Source organism: Mesorhizobium sp. P3_A10 (assembly GCF_056403175.1).
This window is the reverse complement of record NZ_JBFUFZ010000002.1, coordinates 79342-100476: the sequence shown is the minus strand read 5'-3', so window position 1 is coordinate 100476 and position 21135 is coordinate 79342. Positions and strand designations below refer to the sequence as shown.

The 21135-nt window shown below is 61.9% G+C and carries 16 protein-coding genes and 1 pseudogene; 7 read left to right on the top strand and 10 right to left on the bottom strand.

Annotated features, from left to right (window positions below; translation table 11 throughout):
• Positions 1-262 precede the first annotated feature (262 nt).
• Together AC1DXU_RS07135 and AC1DXU_RS07130 are read right to left on the bottom strand one after the other, a co-directional pair.
• On the bottom strand, positions 263-1801 hold the full coding sequence (locus AC1DXU_RS07135) for a winged helix-turn-helix domain-containing protein (RefSeq protein WP_477366277.1): 1539 nt from the start codon (positions 1799-1801) through the stop codon (positions 263-265).
• Between the two features lie 198 nt (positions 1802-1999).
• Positions 2000-3022, bottom strand: coding sequence for an aminopeptidase (locus AC1DXU_RS07130; RefSeq protein WP_477368872.1), 1023 nt, complete (start codon positions 3020-3022; stop codon positions 2000-2002).
• Between the two features lie 74 nt (positions 3023-3096).
• On the opposite strand from AC1DXU_RS07130, the gene AC1DXU_RS07125 reads away from it, so the two are divergent.
• The gene (locus AC1DXU_RS07125) at positions 3097-3981 is read left to right on the top strand and encodes a class I SAM-dependent methyltransferase (RefSeq protein ID WP_477366274.1); all 885 of its coding nucleotides are present in this window, start codon (positions 3097-3099) and stop codon (positions 3979-3981) included.
• 100 nt (positions 3982-4081) lie between these two features.
• Here the strand turns inward: AC1DXU_RS07125 and AC1DXU_RS07120 are convergent, their stop codons facing one another.
• The 3 genes from AC1DXU_RS07120 to AC1DXU_RS07110 all read right to left on the bottom strand — a co-directional run bounded on the left by AC1DXU_RS07120 (position 4082) and on the right by AC1DXU_RS07110 (position 7129).
• Complete coding sequence (locus AC1DXU_RS07120) at positions 4082-4957, bottom strand: hypothetical protein (RefSeq protein ID WP_477366272.1); 876 nt, start codon at positions 4955-4957, stop codon at positions 4082-4084.
• Positions 4958-5137: 180 nt separating this feature from the next.
• Entirely contained in the window at positions 5138-6112 is a 975-nt protein-coding gene (locus AC1DXU_RS07115; protein WP_477366269.1) for a nucleoside hydrolase, read from the bottom strand.
• A 117-nt stretch (positions 6113-6229) separates the two neighbouring features.
• Positions 6230-7129 (bottom strand): glucosamine inositolphosphorylceramide transferase family protein, encoded by a 900-nt coding sequence (locus AC1DXU_RS07110; RefSeq protein ID WP_477366266.1) that lies wholly within the window; start codon positions 7127-7129, stop codon positions 6230-6232.
• A 248-nt stretch (positions 7130-7377) separates the two neighbouring features.
• On the opposite strand from AC1DXU_RS07110, the gene AC1DXU_RS07105 reads away from it, so the two are divergent.
• The 4 genes from AC1DXU_RS07105 to AC1DXU_RS07090 all read left to right on the top strand — a co-directional run bounded on the left by AC1DXU_RS07105 (position 7378) and on the right by AC1DXU_RS07090 (position 13933).
• Positions 7378-7857, top strand: a complete 480-nt coding sequence (locus tag AC1DXU_RS07105) for a MarR family winged helix-turn-helix transcriptional regulator (protein WP_477366263.1) — start codon at positions 7378-7380, stop codon at positions 7855-7857.
• Entirely contained in the window at positions 7854-9047 is a 1194-nt protein-coding gene (locus AC1DXU_RS07100) for an HlyD family secretion protein (RefSeq protein WP_477366260.1), read from the top strand. The genes AC1DXU_RS07105 and AC1DXU_RS07100 overlap by 4 nt, the downstream gene beginning before the upstream one ends.
• 374 nt (positions 9048-9421) lie before the next feature.
• Positions 9422-10957 (top strand): DHA2 family efflux MFS transporter permease subunit, encoded by a 1536-nt coding sequence (locus AC1DXU_RS07095; RefSeq protein ID WP_477366257.1) that lies wholly within the window; start codon positions 9422-9424, stop codon positions 10955-10957.
• A gap of 294 nt (positions 10958-11251) precedes the next feature.
• A complete protein-coding gene (locus tag AC1DXU_RS07090; RefSeq protein ID WP_477317126.1) occupies positions 11252-13933 on the top strand; it encodes an EAL domain-containing protein in 2682 nt (893 codons plus the stop codon).
• 67 nt (positions 13934-14000) lie between these two features.
• Here AC1DXU_RS07090 and AC1DXU_RS07085 read toward each other — a convergent pair whose 3' ends face one another.
• Positions 14001-14516, bottom strand: coding sequence for a CAP domain-containing protein (locus tag AC1DXU_RS07085; protein WP_477366254.1), 516 nt, complete (start codon positions 14514-14516; stop codon positions 14001-14003).
• Positions 14517-14615: 99 nt separating this feature from the next.
• Here AC1DXU_RS07085 and AC1DXU_RS07080 point away from each other — a divergent pair.
• Positions 14616-15014, top strand: a pseudogene (locus tag AC1DXU_RS07080) (VOC family protein).
• A gap of 18 nt (positions 15015-15032) precedes the next feature.
• Here the strand turns inward: AC1DXU_RS07080 and AC1DXU_RS07075 are convergent.
• Positions 15033-15398: a winged helix-turn-helix transcriptional regulator gene (locus AC1DXU_RS07075; RefSeq protein WP_477366251.1), complete on the bottom strand. Its 366-nt coding sequence runs from the start codon at positions 15396-15398 to the stop codon at positions 15033-15035.
• A 107-nt stretch (positions 15399-15505) separates the two neighbouring features.
• Here AC1DXU_RS07075 and AC1DXU_RS07070 point away from each other — a divergent pair, with 107 nt between their 5' ends.
• Complete coding sequence (locus AC1DXU_RS07070; RefSeq protein ID WP_477366248.1) at positions 15506-16210, top strand: glutathione S-transferase family protein; 705 nt, start codon at positions 15506-15508, stop codon at positions 16208-16210.
• A 96-nt stretch (positions 16211-16306) separates the two neighbouring features.
• Here AC1DXU_RS07070 and AC1DXU_RS07065 read toward each other — a convergent pair whose 3' ends face one another.
• The 3 genes from AC1DXU_RS07065 to AC1DXU_RS07055 form a co-directional block, all read right to left on the bottom strand.
• A complete protein-coding gene (locus AC1DXU_RS07065; protein WP_477366245.1) occupies positions 16307-16939 on the bottom strand; it encodes a LysE family translocator in 633 nt (210 codons plus the stop codon).
• A 116-nt stretch (positions 16940-17055) separates the two neighbouring features.
• Complete coding sequence (locus AC1DXU_RS07060; RefSeq protein WP_477366242.1) at positions 17056-19017, bottom strand: TadE/TadG family type IV pilus assembly protein; 1962 nt, start codon at positions 19015-19017, stop codon at positions 17056-17058.
• A gap of 200 nt (positions 19018-19217) precedes the next feature.
• Entirely contained in the window at positions 19218-21092 is a 1875-nt protein-coding gene (locus AC1DXU_RS07055; RefSeq protein ID WP_477320132.1) for a pilus assembly protein TadG-related protein, read from the bottom strand.
• Positions 21093-21135 lie beyond the last annotated feature (43 nt).

The following is a 21135-nucleotide window of genomic DNA, read 5'->3' as shown; positions in this document are numbered from 1 at the left end:
TGTTTGCCCTTTGGGCGTTGAGGAGGAGATTGGGCGCATGGCCACGGCAGGTCGTGGTCTTGGGTCCAAAATGTTCCTAAATGATCCTAGGCGGTCCAAATCAGGGCTGGGCGCCTGTCTTGAAGCCGTGCAGCCGCTAGAGCATGATCCCGAAAAGTGGGACCCGGTTTTCTCGGACAAAAACGGGAACCGTTTTGTCCAGAGATCATGCTTAAACAAAAAGATAGAGCCCCATTCCGATTCCATCGGGATGGAACAGGCTCTAGCGGGCCTCGTCCTCAAGCATCCCCGCCAATCGCAACCCTTCGATCACCACCTCGACCTGGCGCTGGTCCCGCATCATCTGATGGCCGCGGCGGATGTTCGCGAAGGTGGTCTCGGGTGACACCTTGCGTAGCGCTTCGGCCCAGCGGGCGGCTTCATCGAGCCTCCCGAGGAACGCGTTGGCGGCCACCAGCATGGAATGGGTGATCGCGTTGCTGGGCGACACGGCATACGCCCGGCTCGCCCAGTCGAGCGCCTCCTCGAAACGGCCCTGAAGGATACGGATATGGGCCAATCGCGTCAGCGACCAGTGGCTGACCAAGTCGTTGGGATTGAGCCGTATCGCCCGCAGGAGATACCCTTCCGCCTCCTCGACCTTGCCGGCCCACAGCGCCCCCACCCCGGCATAGCCAAGAACGTGGACGCTGTTGGGATTCTCGACAGTCGCCTGGCGAATCGCGGCCAGCCCGGACTCATATTCGCCCCCGAGCATGATGACCGATATTCCGCCGGTTACGCGGATATGGGCGTCGCTGCCGGCGACGGCCAGCGCAACTCGGGCATAGTCGAGACCCTTGCGCCGCGTTTCCTCGGTCGCCCCCGGCATTTGCCGGTCGTAGAGCGAGGTGTAGGCGATCGTTGCAATGGCGATCGCGGGCGGGAAGTTGGGGTCGAGTGCCAGCGAACGTTCGATCAGCTCTATGGCGCGCAGTGTGGCGCCGGGCTCCGTCTTCAGGACCAACGCCATGGCCTCAAGGTAAAGGTCGTAGGCATCGAGACTGGTCGGCGGCTTCAAACGGGTGCGTTCGATCTCGGCGCGCTTGACCATCGGCTCGACGATCGAGACGACGCTCTCGGTGATGCGATCCTGCATGTCGAAGACATCCTCGAGGGCACCGTCGTAATTCTGTGCCCAAAGGTGCGCCGCGGTCGCCGCGTCCACCAGTTGGGCCGTGACCCGCAACCGGTTGCCCGACCGCCGTATGCTGCCTTCGAGAAGGTAGCGGACGCCGAGCTCGCGGCCGATCTCGCGAACGTCCACCGCCCGCCCCTTGTAGACGAATGACGAGTTGCGCGAGATCACGGCAAAGGTCTTGAACCGGCTCAGGGCGGTGATGAGGTCGTCAACGATCCCGTCGGCGAAATAGTCCTGGGCGTGCTCGCCGCTGAGGTTGTGAAACGGCAACACCGCCAGCGAGGGAAGCGGCGACGACGCTTCCCGCGGCGCTACGGCGTCCTCGGCCCAAAGCCGGTAACCGATCCTTGCAACGGTGGCGATCCAGTCGCTGTTGTCGGCGCGCTGCCCGAGCACCTTGCGGAGGGCCGCCACCTGCACAGTAAGGTTGCCTTCCTCGACGGTCGCTCCCGGCCAGACACGCTCCATCAGTTCGCCCTTGGAAACGACCGAGCCATGAGCATCGAGCAGCGCAATCAGAAGCGCCGTGCTGCGGCTTCCCAGCGGGATATACTTACCCTCCCGCGCCAGCGTTCCCTTGCCGCGGTTGAAGGCGAACGGGCCGAACGTCTCGGAGTCCATTGGGGCATGATAGCATAGAGCAAGAACCGCTGTGAGAAGCCCCGTGTCATACGGGAATTGCGACCCCATATTGAACGGCGCGGTAAGCTGGTCAGCGCTCGAAGATTGGTGCGAGCCATCTACCGGATATGACCTCTGCCAGGAGTTGCGCTACAGAGATTAGATACTCAACCGGCAACCGGGCCCCCGTGCGTGAAGTCAACCACAGGTATCGGCAGCCTTAAGTGCTTCGGCACGGGAAGGTTCGGGCAAATCCGCGATCCGTCGAACGGAAGCGTAAAACCTTGGATAGTCGCCGGAACACAGGTCGAACAAGCGAAGGAAGGCCGGGACCTGCTCACCATAGACAGCAGTCGCGGCGAGCTTTGCGTTGTTGATGGGGCTACCGAACCAGGCGTCGTATCCCCGGTATCCGGCCCAGCTTTTGTCGCGCATCTGCCGGTAGCGCATCCGCAGCCTGTCGATCGTGGCTGCCTTGGCGGCCGCCATCTGCTCCGGGGTACGGGAACTTTTATAGACCTGCCCTAACTCGTCCCGGGTTTTCGCAATCAGGTCGAGAAAATCGGCGCTGCGCCTGCGGTTCGTTTCGTAGCGGCGCAAACCGGCGCGATTGCCAGTGGCGCGCAGCCACTTCCTGACGCCGCTGGTTTCGACCGAAACCGCGAAAGCCTCGTTGAACGCGGAATCGCCGTTCACATAGATTTTCTGATGCGCCAGTTCATGGAAGATAAGGCTTGCGAGATACGTGTCGTCCTGGCGAAGCATGGTGCTGAGCAGCGGGTCGCTGGACCAGCCCAGCGTGGAATAGGCGGTGACGCCCGAGACGTAGACATCCAGCCCCTGCCGATGCAATTTGGCAGCGCTCTCAGTCGCGGATTTCGGGGAAAAATAACCCCGGTATGGAACGCAGCCGAACACCGGAAAGCACCATGTTACCGGCGCCAGCGAGAATTGCGGCGCGGCAAAAACGGCCCAGGTGACGGCGTCCCGATGGATGTCGACATAGCTGCGGTAGCTGCTGTTGTCGGGCAGTGCCAGTTCATCCGTGGCAAAGCGACGTATGGCGCTCGCCGACGTCAGCTTGGCGCGCAATGCCTTGGGCGTCGAAGGATCATGGATGAGTTTCCCGACATTCCTGCGCGCGGCCATGATCTGCACATGACCCTCCAGCGACTGCGCGTAGTAGGAAATGCTTGTGCAACCGGTCACGCCGGACGCCATGATGACAGCGGCAAGCCATCGAAAAACGCGCTTCACTGTTTGCCCACCGCTTGCTCATCTCCCCCACGGAGCAAATGCCCCATTTGCCCCATGTCTCAAACAGGCGCACCAATTTTCGTCAAGGTCTGCGGGGGGCAGCGGGTCGGACTTTCGACTACGGCAGGGTTGGCAATGCGGCCATTCGACTAGGATTGACGGAAGTCCACCGCAGGGCGGTGTCGGCGAGATACGGACGGCGGCGTGCGCCACAGCCGCTTACCTCGCGTTTAGCTCCGCCATGTAAGGATCCAAAATCCCGGGGGCGCACGCCAATGTTGGACAATTACGAACTCGACCGCTTCGGCGTGATCCACCAGATCGACGCCACGCCGATCACCTACGACAAGCAGTACATTTCCTACTACGAGGATTTGAGCGACCGGACCATCAAGCTCGGCTATCAGCGGCTTGGCTGGGTGCTGGGGATCACCGGCGAGATACCGCGGTCGGTGCTGGAGATTGGCTATGGCACCGGCACCTTCGTTGAAGCCGCCAGGATTACCGGGGTTGCCGATTGCGCCGGCTGCGACATCACCAGGTTTCCGCTGCCCGAGGGTGTGCGCTTTGTCGATTGGGACGAGGCGCTCGCCGGCTCGTGGGATCTCGTCGCCATGTTCGACGTGCTCGAGCACATCCCTGACCTGGGTTTCCTCGCCCGCCTTCAGGCCCGCCATCTGGCCATCGCCGTTCCCCATTGCCGCTGGCGTGAGCTCGGCGCCGATGGCGACGCGTGGTTCCGGACATGGCGCATGCGTCTGCCCAACGAGCACCTGCACCATTTCGACCGTCAATCGCTGGTGGCGCTGCTCGCGCATCACGGCTTTGAGTGCGTGACGCTGAATGGATTCGAGGACGGGATCAGGTTGCGGCCGGGCGAGGGGGGTCCGAACATTCTGTCCGGCTTTTTCAGAAAGCTATAGGCGGGTTCCTCCGCCCCTGCGGTGAGCGGGCAAAGCCCAGACCGCCTTTGCCGCCATGCTGCAGGCGCGCCCGGCCGGGCGCGCCAGAACGCAATCGGATTTATGGCGCCGGCGCCGGCGCGGGTGCCGCTGCCGCGGGTGCCGCCGCCGTCGTGAACCCGCACTGCTTCTGTTCCATCTCGATCTGCTTGGTAATGCGGATGGCGTTCTGTGCGTAGGCCTCCGTCACCGAGCCGCTGTTCACGGTCTTGTCCTTCAGCGGGCTGACGGCCGCGCAGAGGTGGAAGACATGCTCGGTCTCGGACTTCGCGGCGCCGTTTTCCGGCGCGATCCAGTAGACGATATCCTGGCCATTGGGGTGTGCCGCGTCCTTCGTCGCCGCAGCCACCGTGGTGGAGTCGGTGGCGATCGCCTGTGCCTGGGCGGCGACCTCGGGCGAACAGGCCGTGGTCGGCTGCCCCGCCTTGATCTGGGACGCGCACGCGTTCATGTCCTGGGTATACTGCTCGACCGATGGCGGCTGGAAGCTGACCCCGATCACCGTCGCCAGCACGGCCAGCACGGCGCCGACGCCGCCGGCAACCTTCTTGGTGTTCGGGTCCATGTTCTTGTCGGTGAAGATCAGGATAACCAGCGGCAGGAAGGCAATCAGCGTGATGATCGCGCCGAGCTGGTTCTGGACGAAGAACTTGAACGTCTCGGAGGCGCGGGCAGGGTCCTGCCGGTTGGCCGCCTTCCACAGCAGATTGCCGGCGATGGCGAAAATCGCGATCCCGACCAGAATGCCGATCAGCAGCGGCAGGTTTCCGTGGTCGAATTTGTGCTGGCGGAGCAAGACAATCCCGGCGATCTCGCCGCCAATGGCAACAATCCACGCCAGCACGGCGAAGAGGCGGAGGCGCGAGGCGCCGGACTTCTGGCCCTGCGATGCTTGCCAATCCTTGGTAACGTCTACGGTCGGCTTATTGTCGGTCATGACCAGATCCCCCGGTGTCAACACTTTTGCAGGGCGGCGTCACATCGAAAGGCGCCCGGCGCAGCGTCATTGAACGAACGTCGCCTGCCTCAGCGCGAAGCGCCACGGCAGACCATATCCCATCCATATTGCGCATGATTGGATTCGTCCATAGCCACGCGGGCGGACGCCGATGGCGGGTCACCCCTTGGCCTTCACCAACCGCTCCAGCGCATCTACGATCAGATCGCAGAATTTTGGATGGTCGAGCTTCATCGCCACGGTGTGGCGGAAGTCGGTCTGCTCGCTCGCCGTGCCGCCGAAATGGTGCATGCCGCCCATCTTTTCGAAATTGCAGACGGTCATGCCCTTGGTCCAGCGTCCCGCAAGCTCGACGCGGATATCGGCCTTCTCGGTGGTGAAGACGCTTCCGTCGATCATTGCCGCGACGCAGCATGCGTCATGGATGGCGGGATACTCGATCTGCAGCAGGCCGCCATGCGTGGTCGCTATGAACTCCCAGATGTCGAGAATGAACTTGGCCATCGGGCCGCCGACAGCCCGCACCCTGTCCTGCAGGTCCGGCGTGGCCAGCGCCTGATGCGTCAGGTCGAGCCCCACCATGGTGACGTCCCAATTGGCACGGAACACCACGTCGGCGGCCTCTGGGTCGCCATAGATGTTGAACTCTGCCCCCGGCGTGATGTTGCCGCGCGTGTAGGCGCCGCCCATCGCGACGACCCGCTTCACCCGGCTGACGATGCGCGGGTCCTTGCGCACTGCAAGCGCGATGTTGGTGTAGGGGCCGACCGGCACCAGCGTGACTGTCTTCGGCTCATGCGCCATCACCGTGTCGATGATGAAGTCGACGGCATGTCGCTTGTCGAGCTCGAACGACGCCGGCGGCAGCACGGGGCCGTCGAGCCCGGTTTCGCCGTGGATCTCGACGGCCAGCACCTGGTCGATGAGGAGCGGCCCTGGAGAGCCTTTCGCCACCGGCACCTTGATGCCATAGGCGGTGCAGACCGAAAGCGCATTGCGCGTGGTGTTCTCGACATTGTGGTTGCCCGAAACCGTGGTGATGCCGAGGAGATCGATCTTTGGATTGCCTGCCGCCAGCAGGATGGCGATGGCGTCATCATGCCCGGGGTCGCAGTCGAGAATGATCTTTTCCATGGTGGCACCTCTTCCGTCGCCCGACCCTGTTGCGACAAGAGACTGGCGTGCCTGCGCGGTCAAGGTTCTGGTGCTCGGCAGCCAAGTGCCAACCCGCTCTGACGCCTTCGCTATCTTCTACCTCCGGCGCGAGCCCATTCCACGCTGCCGAAACCAATGCTGCAGCTTTATGAAGTGGCGCATCGGCGAACGCCTGATGCCCTTGACGTCGATCAGGGTGACGGCGCCGCCGTCCGACAGCGTATGAAACCCGTCCGCATGGCCGTCGAGCCAACCCTCGGGCGACAGGCGCTTGACGATGCTGGCCGCGAAGTCGTCCGGGCTCAGTCGGTCGATGCGCAACAGATTGAGACCCGTACCATAGCCGGTCATGCAGTCCTGCGCCGGCAGATAGAGTTGCCCTAGATGCACGAATGGCGAGCCGCCGGGGCGAGATGAATTGAGGCCGGTGCGCACCGGGTTTTGTGGGTGGTTTTGCCAGGGGCCAGTCAGCGCATCGGCAAAGGCGACATGCATCTCGCGCAGGTCCCTGCTGTCGGCCCCATACAAGGCATGGAACATCCACCAGCGCTGCTGGTGATAAACGATGGTTGCATCGACCGCCGGCGCGTTCAGGAGGACGGCGACGGGCTGCCATTTCCGGGGGAAATCGACCGCCCTGTAGAGCGTCAGGCGCCCGCTTTCATAGGCCTCCGGCAGCATGAAGATGTCGCCGTCCGACTGGATGAGCTGCGGGTAGGACAGATGGAAATCCTGCTTCAGCGCGACGCCGTGCTGCTTCAGCCTCCAGGCCGCATCGTAGCTGTAATAGTGGATTTCGCCGCGCTTCACCCGGTAGTCGAAAAATTCGACAAGCACCGTGAAGAGGTCGCCGTGGCGAAGACCGAACGGGTCGGCGACAAAGCGGAACGAGCCCTGGTCGGGCAGCCAGACAACGCTGCCTTTGTCGAGGCCTTGCGGGTCAAGAACCCGGTGGATTGGTTCAGGCACGATCCCCACGCGCCAGATATCGACCATTGGTTTCGCGTCCTCCCGACTCAATCCACTGAACTAACGGTACTGTATGGAAACGTGCCTGTGCGGGCACTCGCGTTCAATTGAACGCACGACCCTTGCCGCGGTCAATTTCCTACGTCTCATCACACCGACCCGGCCTTCAGAAATCGCTAACCATGACCGCCTTCGATGGCTGCCACACGATTATTTGAGCTTCTGGTGCACGGCCGCATCTTGAATAGTAAGCACGCTCATTATATATCCCGCTCATGGTTTCCGACGGTATCGACAGATTGGGCTTTTTGATCCACGACGTGCAGCGTTTGATGCGCAAGCGCTTCGAGACGCGCGCCAGTGGGCTTGGCCTGTCTTCAGCGCAATGGCGGCTTATGGTCCGCGTTGCCAAGGAAGAAGGTATCAGCCAGGCGCGGCTTGCCGAGCTGCTCGAAATCGAGCCGATCAGCGTTTCGCGCCTTGTCGATCGTATGGAGGAGGGCGGCTGGATCGAGCGCCGTTCCGACGCCACCGACCGCCGCGTCCGCATGATCTTCCCGACCGCCAAGGCAAGCGAAGCCTATGCCGAGATCAAGAGCCTGGCCGGCGAAGTCTATGAACAATCACTGACCGGCGTTTCGCTGGAGCATCGCCGCGTCCTGATCAAGGCGCTCGAGGCGATGGCCGAGAACCTTGCGGATGCCGAGACGGCGTCCGGCGACAAAATTGAGAATGCGAAAGGCGCAGCAGCATGAACGCGGTGGCCAAGGTAGACGAGAACGCAACCAGGTTGGAAATGGCGGCGGCCGCGCAGCCGGTCGCCGAAGCGCCGGCGCAGCCGGCGGTGACGGTTGCTCCCCCGATTCAGCCGGCGCCAGTGGCGCCGAAGAAGAAGCGCCGCTCCGGTCGTTTCCTTTTGATGTTTGCACTGCCTGCGGCGCTGATCGCCGGCGGCGCTTACGTCTGGGTGACCGGTGGCCGCTACCAAGAGACCGAGAACGCCAATCTGCAGCAGGCCAAGGTGTCGATCGCCTCGGATACGGCTGGCCGCATCGTTCAGGTCGATATCGCCGACAACCAATTGGTCAAGCAGGGCGACGTGCTGTTTGCCATCGACCCGGAACCTTACCGGATCGCGCTGGCCCAGGCCGACGCGGCGGTTGCGGTCGCACGGGTCGGCATCGAGCAGCTGCGCGCCGCCTACAGCCAGGCAACAGCACAGGAAAAGTCCGCCACCAGCGAAGTCGACTACGCGCAGTCGCAATATGACCGCGCCGCCGACCTTGCCCAGAAGGGCATCAACACCAAGTCGGCGCTGGATCAGGCCAAGAACGACCTCGACAAGGCCAAGATGCAGCTGGCAGTGGCCCAGCAAGGCATCATCAGCGCCAAGGCGGCACTTGCCGGCAATCCCGACATCGAGACCGACAAGCACCCGACGGTGATGGCCGCACTCGCCGCGCGCGACAAGGCCGCCTACGATCTGGCGCAGACCACGGTCAAGGCGCCGGCTGACGGCGTCGTCAGCCAGGCGTCCTCGTTCAAGGTCGGCCAGTATGTCGGTTCGGGCACGCCGCTGTTTGCACTGGTCGAGACCGGCGACACCTGGATCGACGCCAATTTCAAGGAAACCCAGCTCACCCACATGAAGCCTGGCCAGAAGGCCGAGATCGTCGTCGACACCTATCCGGGCAGGACCTTCGAAGCCACGGTCAAGGCGATCGGCGCCGGCACCGGGGCCGAGTTTTCGCTGCTGCCCGCCCAGAATGCCACCGGCAACTGGGTCAAGGTCACGCAGCGCATTCCGGTGCGCCTGGAACTGACCGATGCCGACGCCAAAATGGCGTTGCGCACCGGCATGAGCGCCTCGGTCACGGTCGACACCGGCGTTTCGCGCGGGCTTCCAAGTATCCTTGGCCACGCCACGGCTGGCGAGGCTCAATAGACCGTGAATGGACCGTGATACCGAAAAGTGAAAATCGGTGTTCGGCAAAACTCATGGCCAAGGACGAACGCCAGCACTCGCCGTACAGACGGGGTGAATGCAGATGACAGGATTGGTCCGATGGGAGGTGTGCGAGGGGTTGGGGTTGGACCGGGCCACATTGTGGCCTGATCGAAACCTGAACGACTCGACGCAGGGCTCTTCGGTCCTCAGGTTTCCGGGCGGCAGATGCCTGATGTGTCGAGACGTTCAGTCGATGTAACCCCCACATCGATAGTCGCGTCCCACCGCGATGAGTGTCTTTCCACTTGGAAGGCCTCGCCGCCCGGAAACCTAGTGTACACGTTTTTGTTACCTGTCGGAAGTTCCGCATCATGAGCACGCCAGAACCCTTCAAGGAAGTGCCGCACCGAGGCCTGATCACGGTTGCGCTCATGCTGGCGACGGTCATGCAGGCGCTCGACACCACGATCGCCAATGTTGCGCTGCCGACCATGACCGGCGATCTCGGCGCCTCTCCAGACAACATCAACTGGGTGCTGACGTCCTACATCGTTGCCGCGGCCATCATGACGCCGGTGACCGGCTGGCTCGCCGATCGGTACGGCCGCAAGGAACTGTTCCTGACGGCGGTGGTCGGCTTCACCATCTTCTCCATGCTGTGCGGTCTGGCGTGGAGCCTTGAAAGCATCGTGCTGTTCCGGCTGATGCAAGGCGTTTTCGGCGCCGCGATCGTGCCGTTGTCGCAGACCTTCCTGCTCGACATCAACCCCAGGGAACGCCACGGCCAGGCGATGGCCATCTGGGGAGCCGGCATCATGCTGGGGCCGATCCTGGGCCCGACGCTCGGTGGCTGGCTGACCGAGAATTTCAACTGGCGTTGGGTCTTCTTCATCAACCTGCCGGTCGGCATCGCAGCCTTCCTCGGCATGGCCGCCTATCTGCCGGCGGTTGCCCGGCGGGTGCGCAGCTTCGATTTCTTCGGCTTCGCCATGCTTTCGCTCGGCGTCGGCGCGCTGCAGCTGATGCTGGATCGCGGCGGCGAGGTCGACTGGTTTTCCTCGGTCGAGATCTGGATCGAGCTCGGTCTTTCGATAACCGGCTTCTGGGTGTTCATCATCCACACGGTGACGGCGGAGCGCCCGTTCATCGACCCCAAGATATTCTTCGACCGCAATTTCGTGACCGGGCTGGCGTTCATCTTCGTCATGGGTGTGCTTATCCTGGCCTCGATGTCGCTGCTGCCGCCAATGCTGGCGACCATCTTCGGCTATCCGACCATGACCATCGGCGTCGTCATCGGCCCCCGCGGCGTTGGCACGATGATTTCGATGCTCGTCGTCGGGCGGCTGATGAGCAAGGTCGATGCCAGGATCCTCGTCGTCATCGGCTTTCTGCTCACCGCGCAGTCGCTCTACACCATGGCCAGCTTCACGCCTCAGATGGACAACTGGCTGATCCTCAGCTCCGGCATCATCCAGGGCCTGGGAATGGGTATGGTGTTCGTGCCGCTGTCGACCGTGGCCTTCGCCACGCTTGACCCGCGCTACCGCACCGATGCCACCGCCTTGTTCAGCCTGGTGCGCAATCTCGGCTCATCGATCGGCGTATCGGTCGTGACGGTTCTGCTTGTGCGCAACACGCAGATCAACCATGCCGAGCTTTCGGCCTTCATCAACCCGTTCAACCCTAACCTCTGGGCGGCTTCGCCGGCAGCCGCAGGCGGCGACCCAACGGCGCTTTCGCAAGTGGACGGGCTGGTCAATATCCAAGCGATGATGATCTCTTACGTCAATGACTTCAAGCTGTTGATGATGATGACACTGCTTGCCGTGCCGTTCGTGTTCCTGCTGCGCAAGCCGAAGGCTGGTCCGGCCGCCGGCGGAGCGCCTGCCGCGCATATGGATTGAACGAGCGCCGATATTTGCGGTAGCAGATCACGCTATCGCGGATGCGCCTGCAGACATGTAAGGCCGAGGCGCTTGCTGGATGATCGCCAAATTCTCCAGATGTCGAAGAATATCGATTCTGCTACTACAATAGCAGATTGAAGACGGCTTTGCTGGAGGCAACCAGCCGCCGTCGCTTCTGACCTCGATCCAGTTTATCTGCTATTAGTACATAAGTAACACTATGAACCGACTGTCGGATGGCAGGAGGGTCCTTTCTGCTTAGTTCCATGCGCCAAACTGGAGGAGGTCTGTTTGGTCACAAAATCATCCAGGAAACCCGCCGATGCGCGAGAGCCCGCCAGTCTGGCCACTTTGGCGAAACTCGCGGCTGCCTCCAATGACACACTCGAGCGCGAGCTTCGCGCTGCGATCGCAACGCTCGAGGGACAGGCGCTGCGATTCGAGACGGTGGTCGATAACATTTCGCAAGGCATCTGTTTTTTCGATGCCAATGAACGGCTGATCCTGAGTAATCGTCGCTATGCGGAAATCTACCGCATTGCGCCCGAGGAATTACGGCCTGGCACGACACTGCGCGAAATCGTCGACAGACGCGTTGTCGCCGGCACCGCGGCGCTGGATGCCGACACCTACCTCGCAACGGCCCGGGCGAACAATTCGGGCAAGGCTTCGCGGCTCTGGACCGCCAAACTTGCCGACGGACGGACAATCCAGATCCGCAACCAGCCGATGCCCGATGGCAGCTGGGTGGCCACGCATGAGGACATTACCGAACTCACCCTCAATCGCCAGATCGTCGACGAGCGCATCTCGCTGCAAGCGCTGATCGACTGGGTGCCCGACTATCTTTGGGTCAAGGATACCGAAAGCCGCTTCGTCGTGGTCAACAGCGCCCTTGCGACCGACAGTGGCTATGACAAGACCAGCGACATGATCGGCTTGACCGATTTCGACCTCCATCCTCCGGAGGTTGCGGAGAAATTTCGCCAGATCGAGGAGAGGGTCCTGCGCAGCGGGCAACCGATGATCGACGCGGAGGAGTTTGTTGTCGATGCGTCGGGTGTCGTCAAATGGCTGTCGTCGACCAAGGTGCCGTTGCGCAATCGTCAAAATGAGATCTTCGGCCTGGTTGGCATCGCCCACGACATCACGGCCCGCAAGCAGGCGGATGTCCTTCGCGACGGGCAGGCGCAGATACTCGAAATGATCGCCACGAGCGCCCCGCTGGAGGACGTGCTCGACCGTCTCATGCGCTTCGTCGAGGCCCAGCTAAAGGGGATATTCGGTTCCGTCTTGCTGCTCGACAAGGACGGCATCCATTTGCGCCACGGTGCGGCGCCGAGCCTGGCGAAAGCCTATACGAGCGCCATCGATGGGGTCGCTATCGGTCCCAAGGTGGGGTCGTGCGGAACCGCCGTCTTCCGGCGGGAACCGGTGATGGTGGCTGATATCATGCAGGATCCCCTCTGGGAGGATTACCTCGAACTGGTGGCGCCCCATGGCTATCGTTCGTGCTGGTCGACCCCGATCCTGTCGCACCAAGGCGTCGTCCTGGGCGCCTTTGCCATGTATTCGATGACCGTGCGTGAGCCGGTCGAGGCCGAGACCCGTCTGATAGAATTCACGACACACATCGCCGGGATCGCGATCGAACGCAAACTGGCTGAAGATCAAATCCACTTCATGGCCAACCATGACGTGCTGACCGGGCTTCCCAATCGCGCCTTGCTGGAGGACCGGCTCTCACAAGCGGTCCTGTATGCGCAACGATACGGCCGCTGGGTGACGGTGGTGTTCATCGATCTGGACAATTTCAAACTGGTGAACGACACGCTTGGCCACAATGCCGGCGACGAACTGCTGAAGACTGTCGCCAGTCGTATGGTTGAATGCGTAAAGGCGACCGATACCGTGGTGCGGCTCGGCGGCGACGAATTTGTCATCGTTCTGTTCGACCAGCCCGCCAACATCGATCTTGTTTCGGAGGCGCTGCAAACGATCCGGGAGGCGATTGCCGAGCCGGTTCATATCGGAGAGCATCGCCTGAGAACGACGGCCAGTATCGGCATCGCCAACTATCCCAAGGACGGGGCGAGCCCGGACACACTGCTCGCCAATGCCGATGCAGCCATGTATCGCGCGAAAGAAATCGGCCGCGACAATTTCCAGTTTTACGCTCCCGAATTCAACTCGAGGGCACATGAAAAACTCCTGCTTCAGGACGAATTGCGAAACGCGCTCGCGCGTTCGGAATTTACCCTGCACTATCAGCCGCAAGTCGATCTCCGATCAGGGCGGGTCGTCGCCGTCGAAGCGTTGATACGCTGGAACCATCCGACGCGAGGCATGGTAGCGCCGCTGACCTTCATTCCGACTGCCGAGGAGACAGGCTTGATCGTGCCGATCGGCGACTGGGTTCTTCATGAGGCCTGTCGGCAGAACAAGACATGGCAGCATGCTGGCCTGCCGCCCATGACCGTCTGCGTGAATGTGTCGGCGAGACAGTTCAGGGAGAAGACCCTGATCAGCCGTGTCGTCAATGCTTTGAAGGAAAGCGGCCTGGAGGCCAGATATCTCGAACTCGAAGTGACCGAGAGCCTTATCATGCAGGACTTTGACCTGGCGGTCGCAACCATGAACGGGCTGCAAGAGCTGGGCGTTCAGATCTCGATCGACGATTTCGGCACGGGTTATTCCAGCCTCAGTGCGCTCAAGACCTTTCCGGTCGAGCGGCTGAAGATCGACAAGTCCTTCATAAACGATCTCGCCACCGACGAGGACGATCAGGCTGTCACCAGCGCGGTGATCTCGTTGGGTCAAAAGCTCAATCTGAGGGTCCTTGCCGAAGGCGTCGAAACGGACGAGCAGGTCGCCTTCTTGCGCCGGAACAATTGCGACGAAATGCAGGGCAATCTTTTCAGCAAACCGATCCCGGCGCGCGACATCGAGAAATTGCTCTCGCACCAGGATTGACGGACTGGTCAACCGGCGGTCGTCGACGATCTGCAACGCGACGAACATCGCCGCCGCTTGCTTGCTGCTACTTTCCCAGCACAAGGCTCCAGTAGCGGATGGCGCTGTCCTGGCCGTCCCTGACATAGGCGAGGCCAAAGCGGTTGAAGCGCGGGTCGAGCATGTTGCGGCGGTGGCCGGCCGAATGCATCCAGATGTCGAACAGTTTTTGCTGGTCGAAGCGGCCCTCAGCGATGTTTTCGGCAGCTGCGCCGGAAATGCCATTGTCCTTGACACGCGAGGCAAAGTCCTTGCCCCAGCCGGTGGTGTGGCTCATGCGGCGACGCCGCGCCATGAAGCTGGCCTGCTGCAGCGCCGCCTGTTCGAGCTGTCGATCGGGGACAAGCGGTCCGAGCCCTGCGGAGGCGCGGATGCTGGCCAGCGTGCCGGCGGCGGACGATGAGGCGCCGGCGCCTTCGCCGGTGGGCAGTGAAACGGTGCTGCAAGCAGCAAGCCCGGCCAATGCGGCGAGGCCGGCGCCTTTCAGCAGCAGGCGTCTGTTCAAGTTCGGAATCTGGTGGTTTTCGATTTTTACAATGGTCATGCCCGCCTGAGATAATGGCGATCATGGCTTTTGCCGGGCAGGGCGGCGAAAATCGCCACATCCAAGCCGATTCGAAAAACACTGGCAGGAGGTCCGAAAGTGCTGCACCACGTCTCCTTCGGCGTTTCCGATATCGGGCGCTCGGCTGCCTTCTACGATGCAGCTCTTGCGCCGCTCGGCTATATCAGGGTCTGGGAAGACCTCGAACCTGGCGAACCCGACCAGGCCGTCGGTTACGGCCCTCCCGGCGGCGGCGACAAGCTGGCGATCAAACTGCGCCCGCAAGGCCAGCGTCCGCCCGGTCCCGGTTTCCATCTGGCCTAAGCCGCCCCTGACCGTGCGAGCATCGCGCAATTCCATGTGGCCGCGCTTGCCCATGGCGGTCGCGACAACGGTGCGCCCGGCCTGCGGCCCGACTACGGCCCGCATTACTATGCCGCCTTCGTTGTCGACCCGGACGGCCATCACATCGAGGCGGTTTTCAATTTGCCGGAGTAATCGTAGGCATGGCTGCGACTAGGCAGCCGTGCCGAGATGGGCTTCTTGGGTCAGAGAAACTTGGCCCATCCGCTCGTCTTCGGTATGGCCCCACCAGGCGCCAAGCGCATCGATCAGCGGCACAAGCTCGCGGCCGGGCGCCGTAAGATCGTAGTCGACGCGTAGCGGATAGCCCGCATGCGCCGTTCGCCGCACAATCCCGGCTTCCTCCAGCTTGCGCAGTTCCAGCGCCAGAATGCGGTGCGACACGGTTGGGTTGTCGCGCCTCAGGTCGCTGAAGCGCTTGGTGCCGTCTTTGAGATAGTAGAGCAGCAACGTCGGCCAGCGACCGCTGAGCACCCGCATGGTCTCTTCGATCGGGCAGCGTGAGACGACATCTTTCATGGGCGAGCCCTGGTTACAGAATTGTGCGTAATTTACATGGGGCGACCAGCGTTTAGGGTCAAGTTTCGCTGCGCGGCGTGATCCCCTAAATCATGGAAGAAAAACAAATGGAACCTATCCTCCTTTATGGCTTCCCGGCGGGAAGTTCGATGGGGCTCGTCGCTGCTTTTGAACGCGTCGGGCAACCCTATCGTCTGTGTCGTGTCGACATGTTGGCCGAGATGAAGAACGATGCCTATGCCAGCATCAACGGCCGTCAGGAAACACCGGTTTTGATCACCGACGAAGGCAAGGTGCTCACCGAGACCATGGCCATCGCTGCCTGGTTAGAGGCCCGCGACACGCAACGTCGCGTCAGCTTCGACCCGCGTTCACCGGAAGCCGACCGCATGCACCAGCTGATGGCCTTCGTGAACACCGGTTTCACCGCTGCCTTCAGCCCGCTCTGGGTGGCATTGGAAATGGCGGCCGACGAACCGGAGTTGAAAGCGACCTTGCGCGAGTTCGGCCGCAAGGCGGTCACCGAGCGCCATGACCGTCTTGAAGCGATGATCGTCGACACGGACTTTCTCGTCGGCGATCGGCTGACACTGGCCGATACCACGCTGATCGGCGTGGCGCGCTGGGCGGAGTTCCACCAGGCGGTTGATGGAGCTGCCTATCCCAAACTGGCGGCGTTGCGCCGCCGCATCGAAGCCGATCCGGTCGTGCGTTACGCCCTTGCGATCGAGGATGGCGAAAAGCCAGCTGGTTCGGGTGCTTGCCTCGGCCAGGTCCCGTTGGCCGAGGTGATCGATCGCTTCGCGGCCTGACGCTCATCAGGCACTTTCAGCCGCGCGGCGCCACTGGCATGGCGCCGCGCGGAGCAGCGATCAGGCGGCCGATGAGCAGCGTCCGGAGACAGCACCCTAGCGTTGCGCGTCGGTCGCCATCTTCACGGCAAGTGCGGTGAGCACCGTGCCCATCATCCAGCGCTGGATCACCAGCCAAAGCGGCCGTCCGGCGAGGAAGGTGGCGATAGAGCCGGCCGTCACCGCAATGATGGCGTTGACGGTGAGACTGATCGTGATCTGCGTGGCGCCGAGCACCAGCAGCTGCGACAGCACATGGCCCTTGTCGAGGCTGATGAACTGCGGCAGCAGCGACAGATAGAGCACCGCCACTTTCGGGTTGAGCAGGTTGGTCATCAGGCCCATGGCAAACAGCTTGCGCGGCCTGTCCTTCGGCAGCTCGCGCACCTGGAACGGCGAGCGTCCGCCGGGCCGCACCGCCTGCCAGGCGAGCCACAGCAAATAGAGCGCACCGGCAAAGCGCAGCGTGTCATAGGCGAAGGGCACGGCGAGCAGCAGCGCGGTGATGCCGAATGCCGCCGACAGCACATAGAAGAGAAAACCGAGCGCCACGCCGCCGAGCGAGATCAGGCCGGCCTTCGGTCCCTGCGACAGCGAGCGCGAGATCAGGTAGATCATGTTGGGGCCGGGCGTCAGCACCATGCCGAGGCAGACCAGCGCGAAGGCGAGATGGTTGGCTGTTTCGGGCATGGTGGTCTCCGGGAAGCCTTCGATCCTTGCCTCGTGGGACACCGACGCGCAAGGGCTTCGCCGGGCCGACCGTTGCGCCAGTGTCGAAAATTGGCGAGGGCGCCAGTTTAGCTGCCTCAGCTCACCACGCGAAGGTTCGACAGCTCGTTGGCGATTTCCTTGAAATTATCCGACAGCGTCGCACCCGTTGCGTTCCAGAACAGCTTGGCCGGCTTGCTCGGGTCGGTCGGGTCCTTGCGGAAGCGCGAGTCCGAGGAGCACGCCTTCAGAGCGTCGATCGCCTTCTTGTCGCTGGCATCGGTGGTCGACAGGTCGAGCGCGACGGTCATCACCATGACGTTGGCTGCCTTGGCGTTGTTGCACAGCGTCGCCATCTGCTCGTTGAGCGCGGTGGTGTAGTTGCTGGACGAATAGTTGAACTGGCCGACGGCGCTCGACGTGCCGCCGAACAGCCGGGTCACCGCCGTGCCATAATAGGCGAGGCCAGTATAGCCGTAAGCGGCATAGGTCGACTTGTTGCCGGCCGGGTCGCTGCTCACCGTCGAATAGGTGTTCTCGCCATCGGTGAGCACGATGACCACCTTGTCGTTGCCGCGTTCCGTCTCCGGACGTCCCTCGGTGAAGGGCTCGGTACTGGAGACGGTGCGCCAGCCCCAGGCCAGGCCTTCCGGCACATTGGTGTTGCCGTTGGGGGTCATCAGGTCGATCGCGGCCTTGATCTTGGCCAGCCCTGCGGCATCGGTGACGTCGGTCAGCGGCGTGATCGGCGTGGTGGTGCAGCTGTAATTGGGCCCGGCGCCCTTGGCCAGCACGGGCGCATCGATCGGCCGCGGCTGGAAATATTTGGCCATGTTGGATTGCCGCGTCTTGCCGGTGCTGCTCGACGGATCGTCGTTCCACCAGCTGTTTGCCGCTCCATAGGTTACAGGGTTCGCCTCATCCGGATCCTGGGTCAGCTTCCAGTGATTGCCGGGCTCGTCGGGCGCAAACATCGGCACGAACATCGTTGCCGGATCGCCGACGCCAATGCCGCTGTTGTTGGGCCCGCCGGATGCCGGCGCGTCGTTGACATTATAGGGATAAGGCCGGTCCTCGACGCAGCCTTGCCAGCTGGCGAATGGGCCATACGTGTCGGTGTAGTCGTATTCCTTGTGACTGGTCTTGCAGGTGTGGTTGGAACGGTAGACGTCGCAGACGACGCGCTCGCTGCCGGCGATCCGCTCGTGGCTGGTGACGACCTTCATATCGCGATAGAGCGAGAACCGGGTCAGCATCTGGCCTTCCTCGGTGCCCCAGTCAGTGCCCTTCTTGTACCAGATGCCATTGATTTTCTGGGCATATTTGTTGGCGGCGTTCAGCGTCGACCAGTCGAAATTCTCGTTGTGGATTGGCGATAGCCCGTAGGCATCGATCCAGGAGGCGTTGTCGTTGGCGGGGCCGACGTTGACCGAGGCAGCGAAGGGCACCAGGCTGAACTGGACCGGCTTGTCGATCTGCTTGATCATCGCCGCCTGCACGGCCAGCGTATCTACGAGTTGCTTGGCGGCCTGCTTGAGAAGGTCGATGCGCTTTTGTCCCGAACCGGTGCCAGGCGTGGTCATCGAGCCCGAATTGTCCAGCACCATGGCGACTTCCAGGGTGTTCTTCAGCCGGACTTGCGAGCAAACGGAATAGTCGATCTCGCCGGAGGATTTGCCGACCAGCATCGCCGCCGCCGGCAGGAAATAGGGATCATACACCAGGGCGGCGCACAGCTTCAGTATGCCACCGCCGGTGGTGGTGGCAGGCAGCGTGACGCTGAGCGTGGTTTTGGCAGGATCGACTTTGTCGAGATTCGCTCTGAAGAAGTCGTACGCGTAGGCTTTCAACTGATCGTCGGTGGCACCCTGGACCAGGCGACGCGCTGTGGCGAAATTGGCTGCGTCGAGCGCGTTCACCACCGACTGCTTCTGGTTGGACATTTCCGTGTAGTCGACAGCCATCGCCACGGCGCCCATCAGCGGCACCATGGCAAATGCGGTCACGAGTGCATAGTTGCCGCGCCGGTCACGGAAGAATTGACGCCAGAATTCACGCATGTCTGTAAGCGGCCCCGCCTGCGTATTCTCAATCCCGCCAGAGTTTCACAAAACGCTGAAGGACGGGTGTGGGAAACCAGTCGATTGCACGATCGGCATTTCATCAAAAGCTAACCAAGCGCGTCGGCGCGCCTTGAACAGGCGCTCCAAACAAGCGCCCCGCCGGAGGCGGGGCGTGTCGTTTCGAAAAGTTCAGAAGATCAGCTGACGATCCGCAGGTTCGACAGTTCGTCGGCGATTTCCTTGAAACTTTGCGACAGAGTGGCGCCGGTCGCGTTCCAGTAGAGTTTCGCAGGTGTCTTGCCGGTCGGGTCGGTCGGATCCTTGCGGAAGCGCGAATCCGAGGAGCATTTCTTGAGCGCGTCGATGGCAGTCTTTTCCGCCGGCTTGGTGGAAACCAGGTCAAGCGAGACCGTCATCAAGAGAATGTTCGCATTCTTCGCATTGGCACAAAGCGTTTGCATCTGCTGGTCAAGCGCGGCTGTGTAGTTGGCGTCCGTATAGGTTGTCTTGGTGACCGTTGTGTTGACGAACATGCGGGTCGCGGTTTCCCCCGTCTTCGGGCCGGTGTAACCATAAGCGGCGTAGGTCGATCCGTTTTTGGCATAGCCGGTGGTCATGTCGTTGCTGGGGCCGATGCTGTAGGTGTTGGCGCCGTCGGTCAGCACGATGACCACTTTGTCGTTGCCCTTTTCGGTATTCGGCCGGCCTTCCGTGAAAGGCTCGTTGCTCGACACCGTCCGCCAGCCCCAGGCCAGCCCTTCCGGCACGTTAGTGTTGCCGGTCGGCGCCATGGCGGCGATGGCGTTCGTAATGGTTGTCTTGCCGGCCGTGGTCGTTACGTCCTGCAGCGGCGTGATGGCGGCGGTCGTGCATGCCGAATTGGGTCCATCATCGCTGGCTGCGGCCGCTGCGTCCCAAGGCTTTGTCAGGAAATACTTTCGCATGTCCGCCTGGCGCTTGGGCACGGTCAGCGTGTCTAGAGAATCGATCCACCAATTATTGGTGTAACCCCACGACGTGGTGGCGGTGCGAGTGGTGTCGACCCAGAAATTGCCGGCTTCGTCCGGCGCGAACATCGGCACGAACATGGTGGCGGGCGTGCCTGTGGTCGGCGATGTATCGTCGTCATTGTAGGGATATGGCCTCGCCTCCACGCAGCCCTTCCAGGCTTCATACGCGGCGGTCACAGAGGTCTTGCAAGTGCCGCCTTGCTTTTTCGTACAGGTCGTGGCCAGCATATCCTTGTACAGGCTGAAGCGGGTCATCGGCTTGTCTTTGTCCGTGCCCCAGCCCGTGCCCCGCTGGTAGTACATACTGCCCACTTTTTCGATGTATTTGGTTGCATTGGCTGCCGCTGTCATCGTCGACCAATCGAAGTTCTCATGATGGACCGGCGAAATGCCGGTCGTGTCCATCCAGGTCGCGTCCTTGTAGGCTGCGCCGACATTGACCGATGCCGAAAACGGCACCAGGGAAAACTGCATCGGCTTGGTGACCTGCTTCATCTGTGCGGCCTGAAGCGCCATCGTATTGACAAGTTCGGTCGCGGCCTGCTTGAGCAGATCTATTCGTGGTTGGCCGGTACCGGAGCCGTTGGTGCTCATCGAGCCGGAATTGTCGAGTACGAGAGACACTTCCAGCGTGTTCTTGAGGCGGACCTCGGAACACGCCGACAAGTCGACATCCTCGGCGGTTTTTCCGATCAGCATGGCGGCCGCCGGCAGAAAATAGGGGTGGTAGTGCAAAGCGGCGCACAGCTTCAGCGTGCCGCCGCCTGTGTTGGTGCTGGGCAGCGTGACGGTCAGCAAGGTATTCGCCGGCTTGACATGCCCGAGATTGACCTCGAAGAAAGTCTTGGCAAAGGCCTTTACGTCAGTGTCGCTCTTGCCCGCGACGATCTGCTGTGCGGTGGCGATGCCGGCGGCATCCAGCGCGTTCAACGTATCCTGCTTCTGCCGCAGCAGCTCCGAATAGTCGACGGCGAGCGCCACGGCACCCATCAGCGGCACCATGGCAATAACGGTCAGCAATGCGTAGTTGCCACGCCTGTCGCTTCCGAATTTCCGGATCATGTCGTCAGAACCCCTGCCCAAACCCCAGTTGTCGGCAGGACGA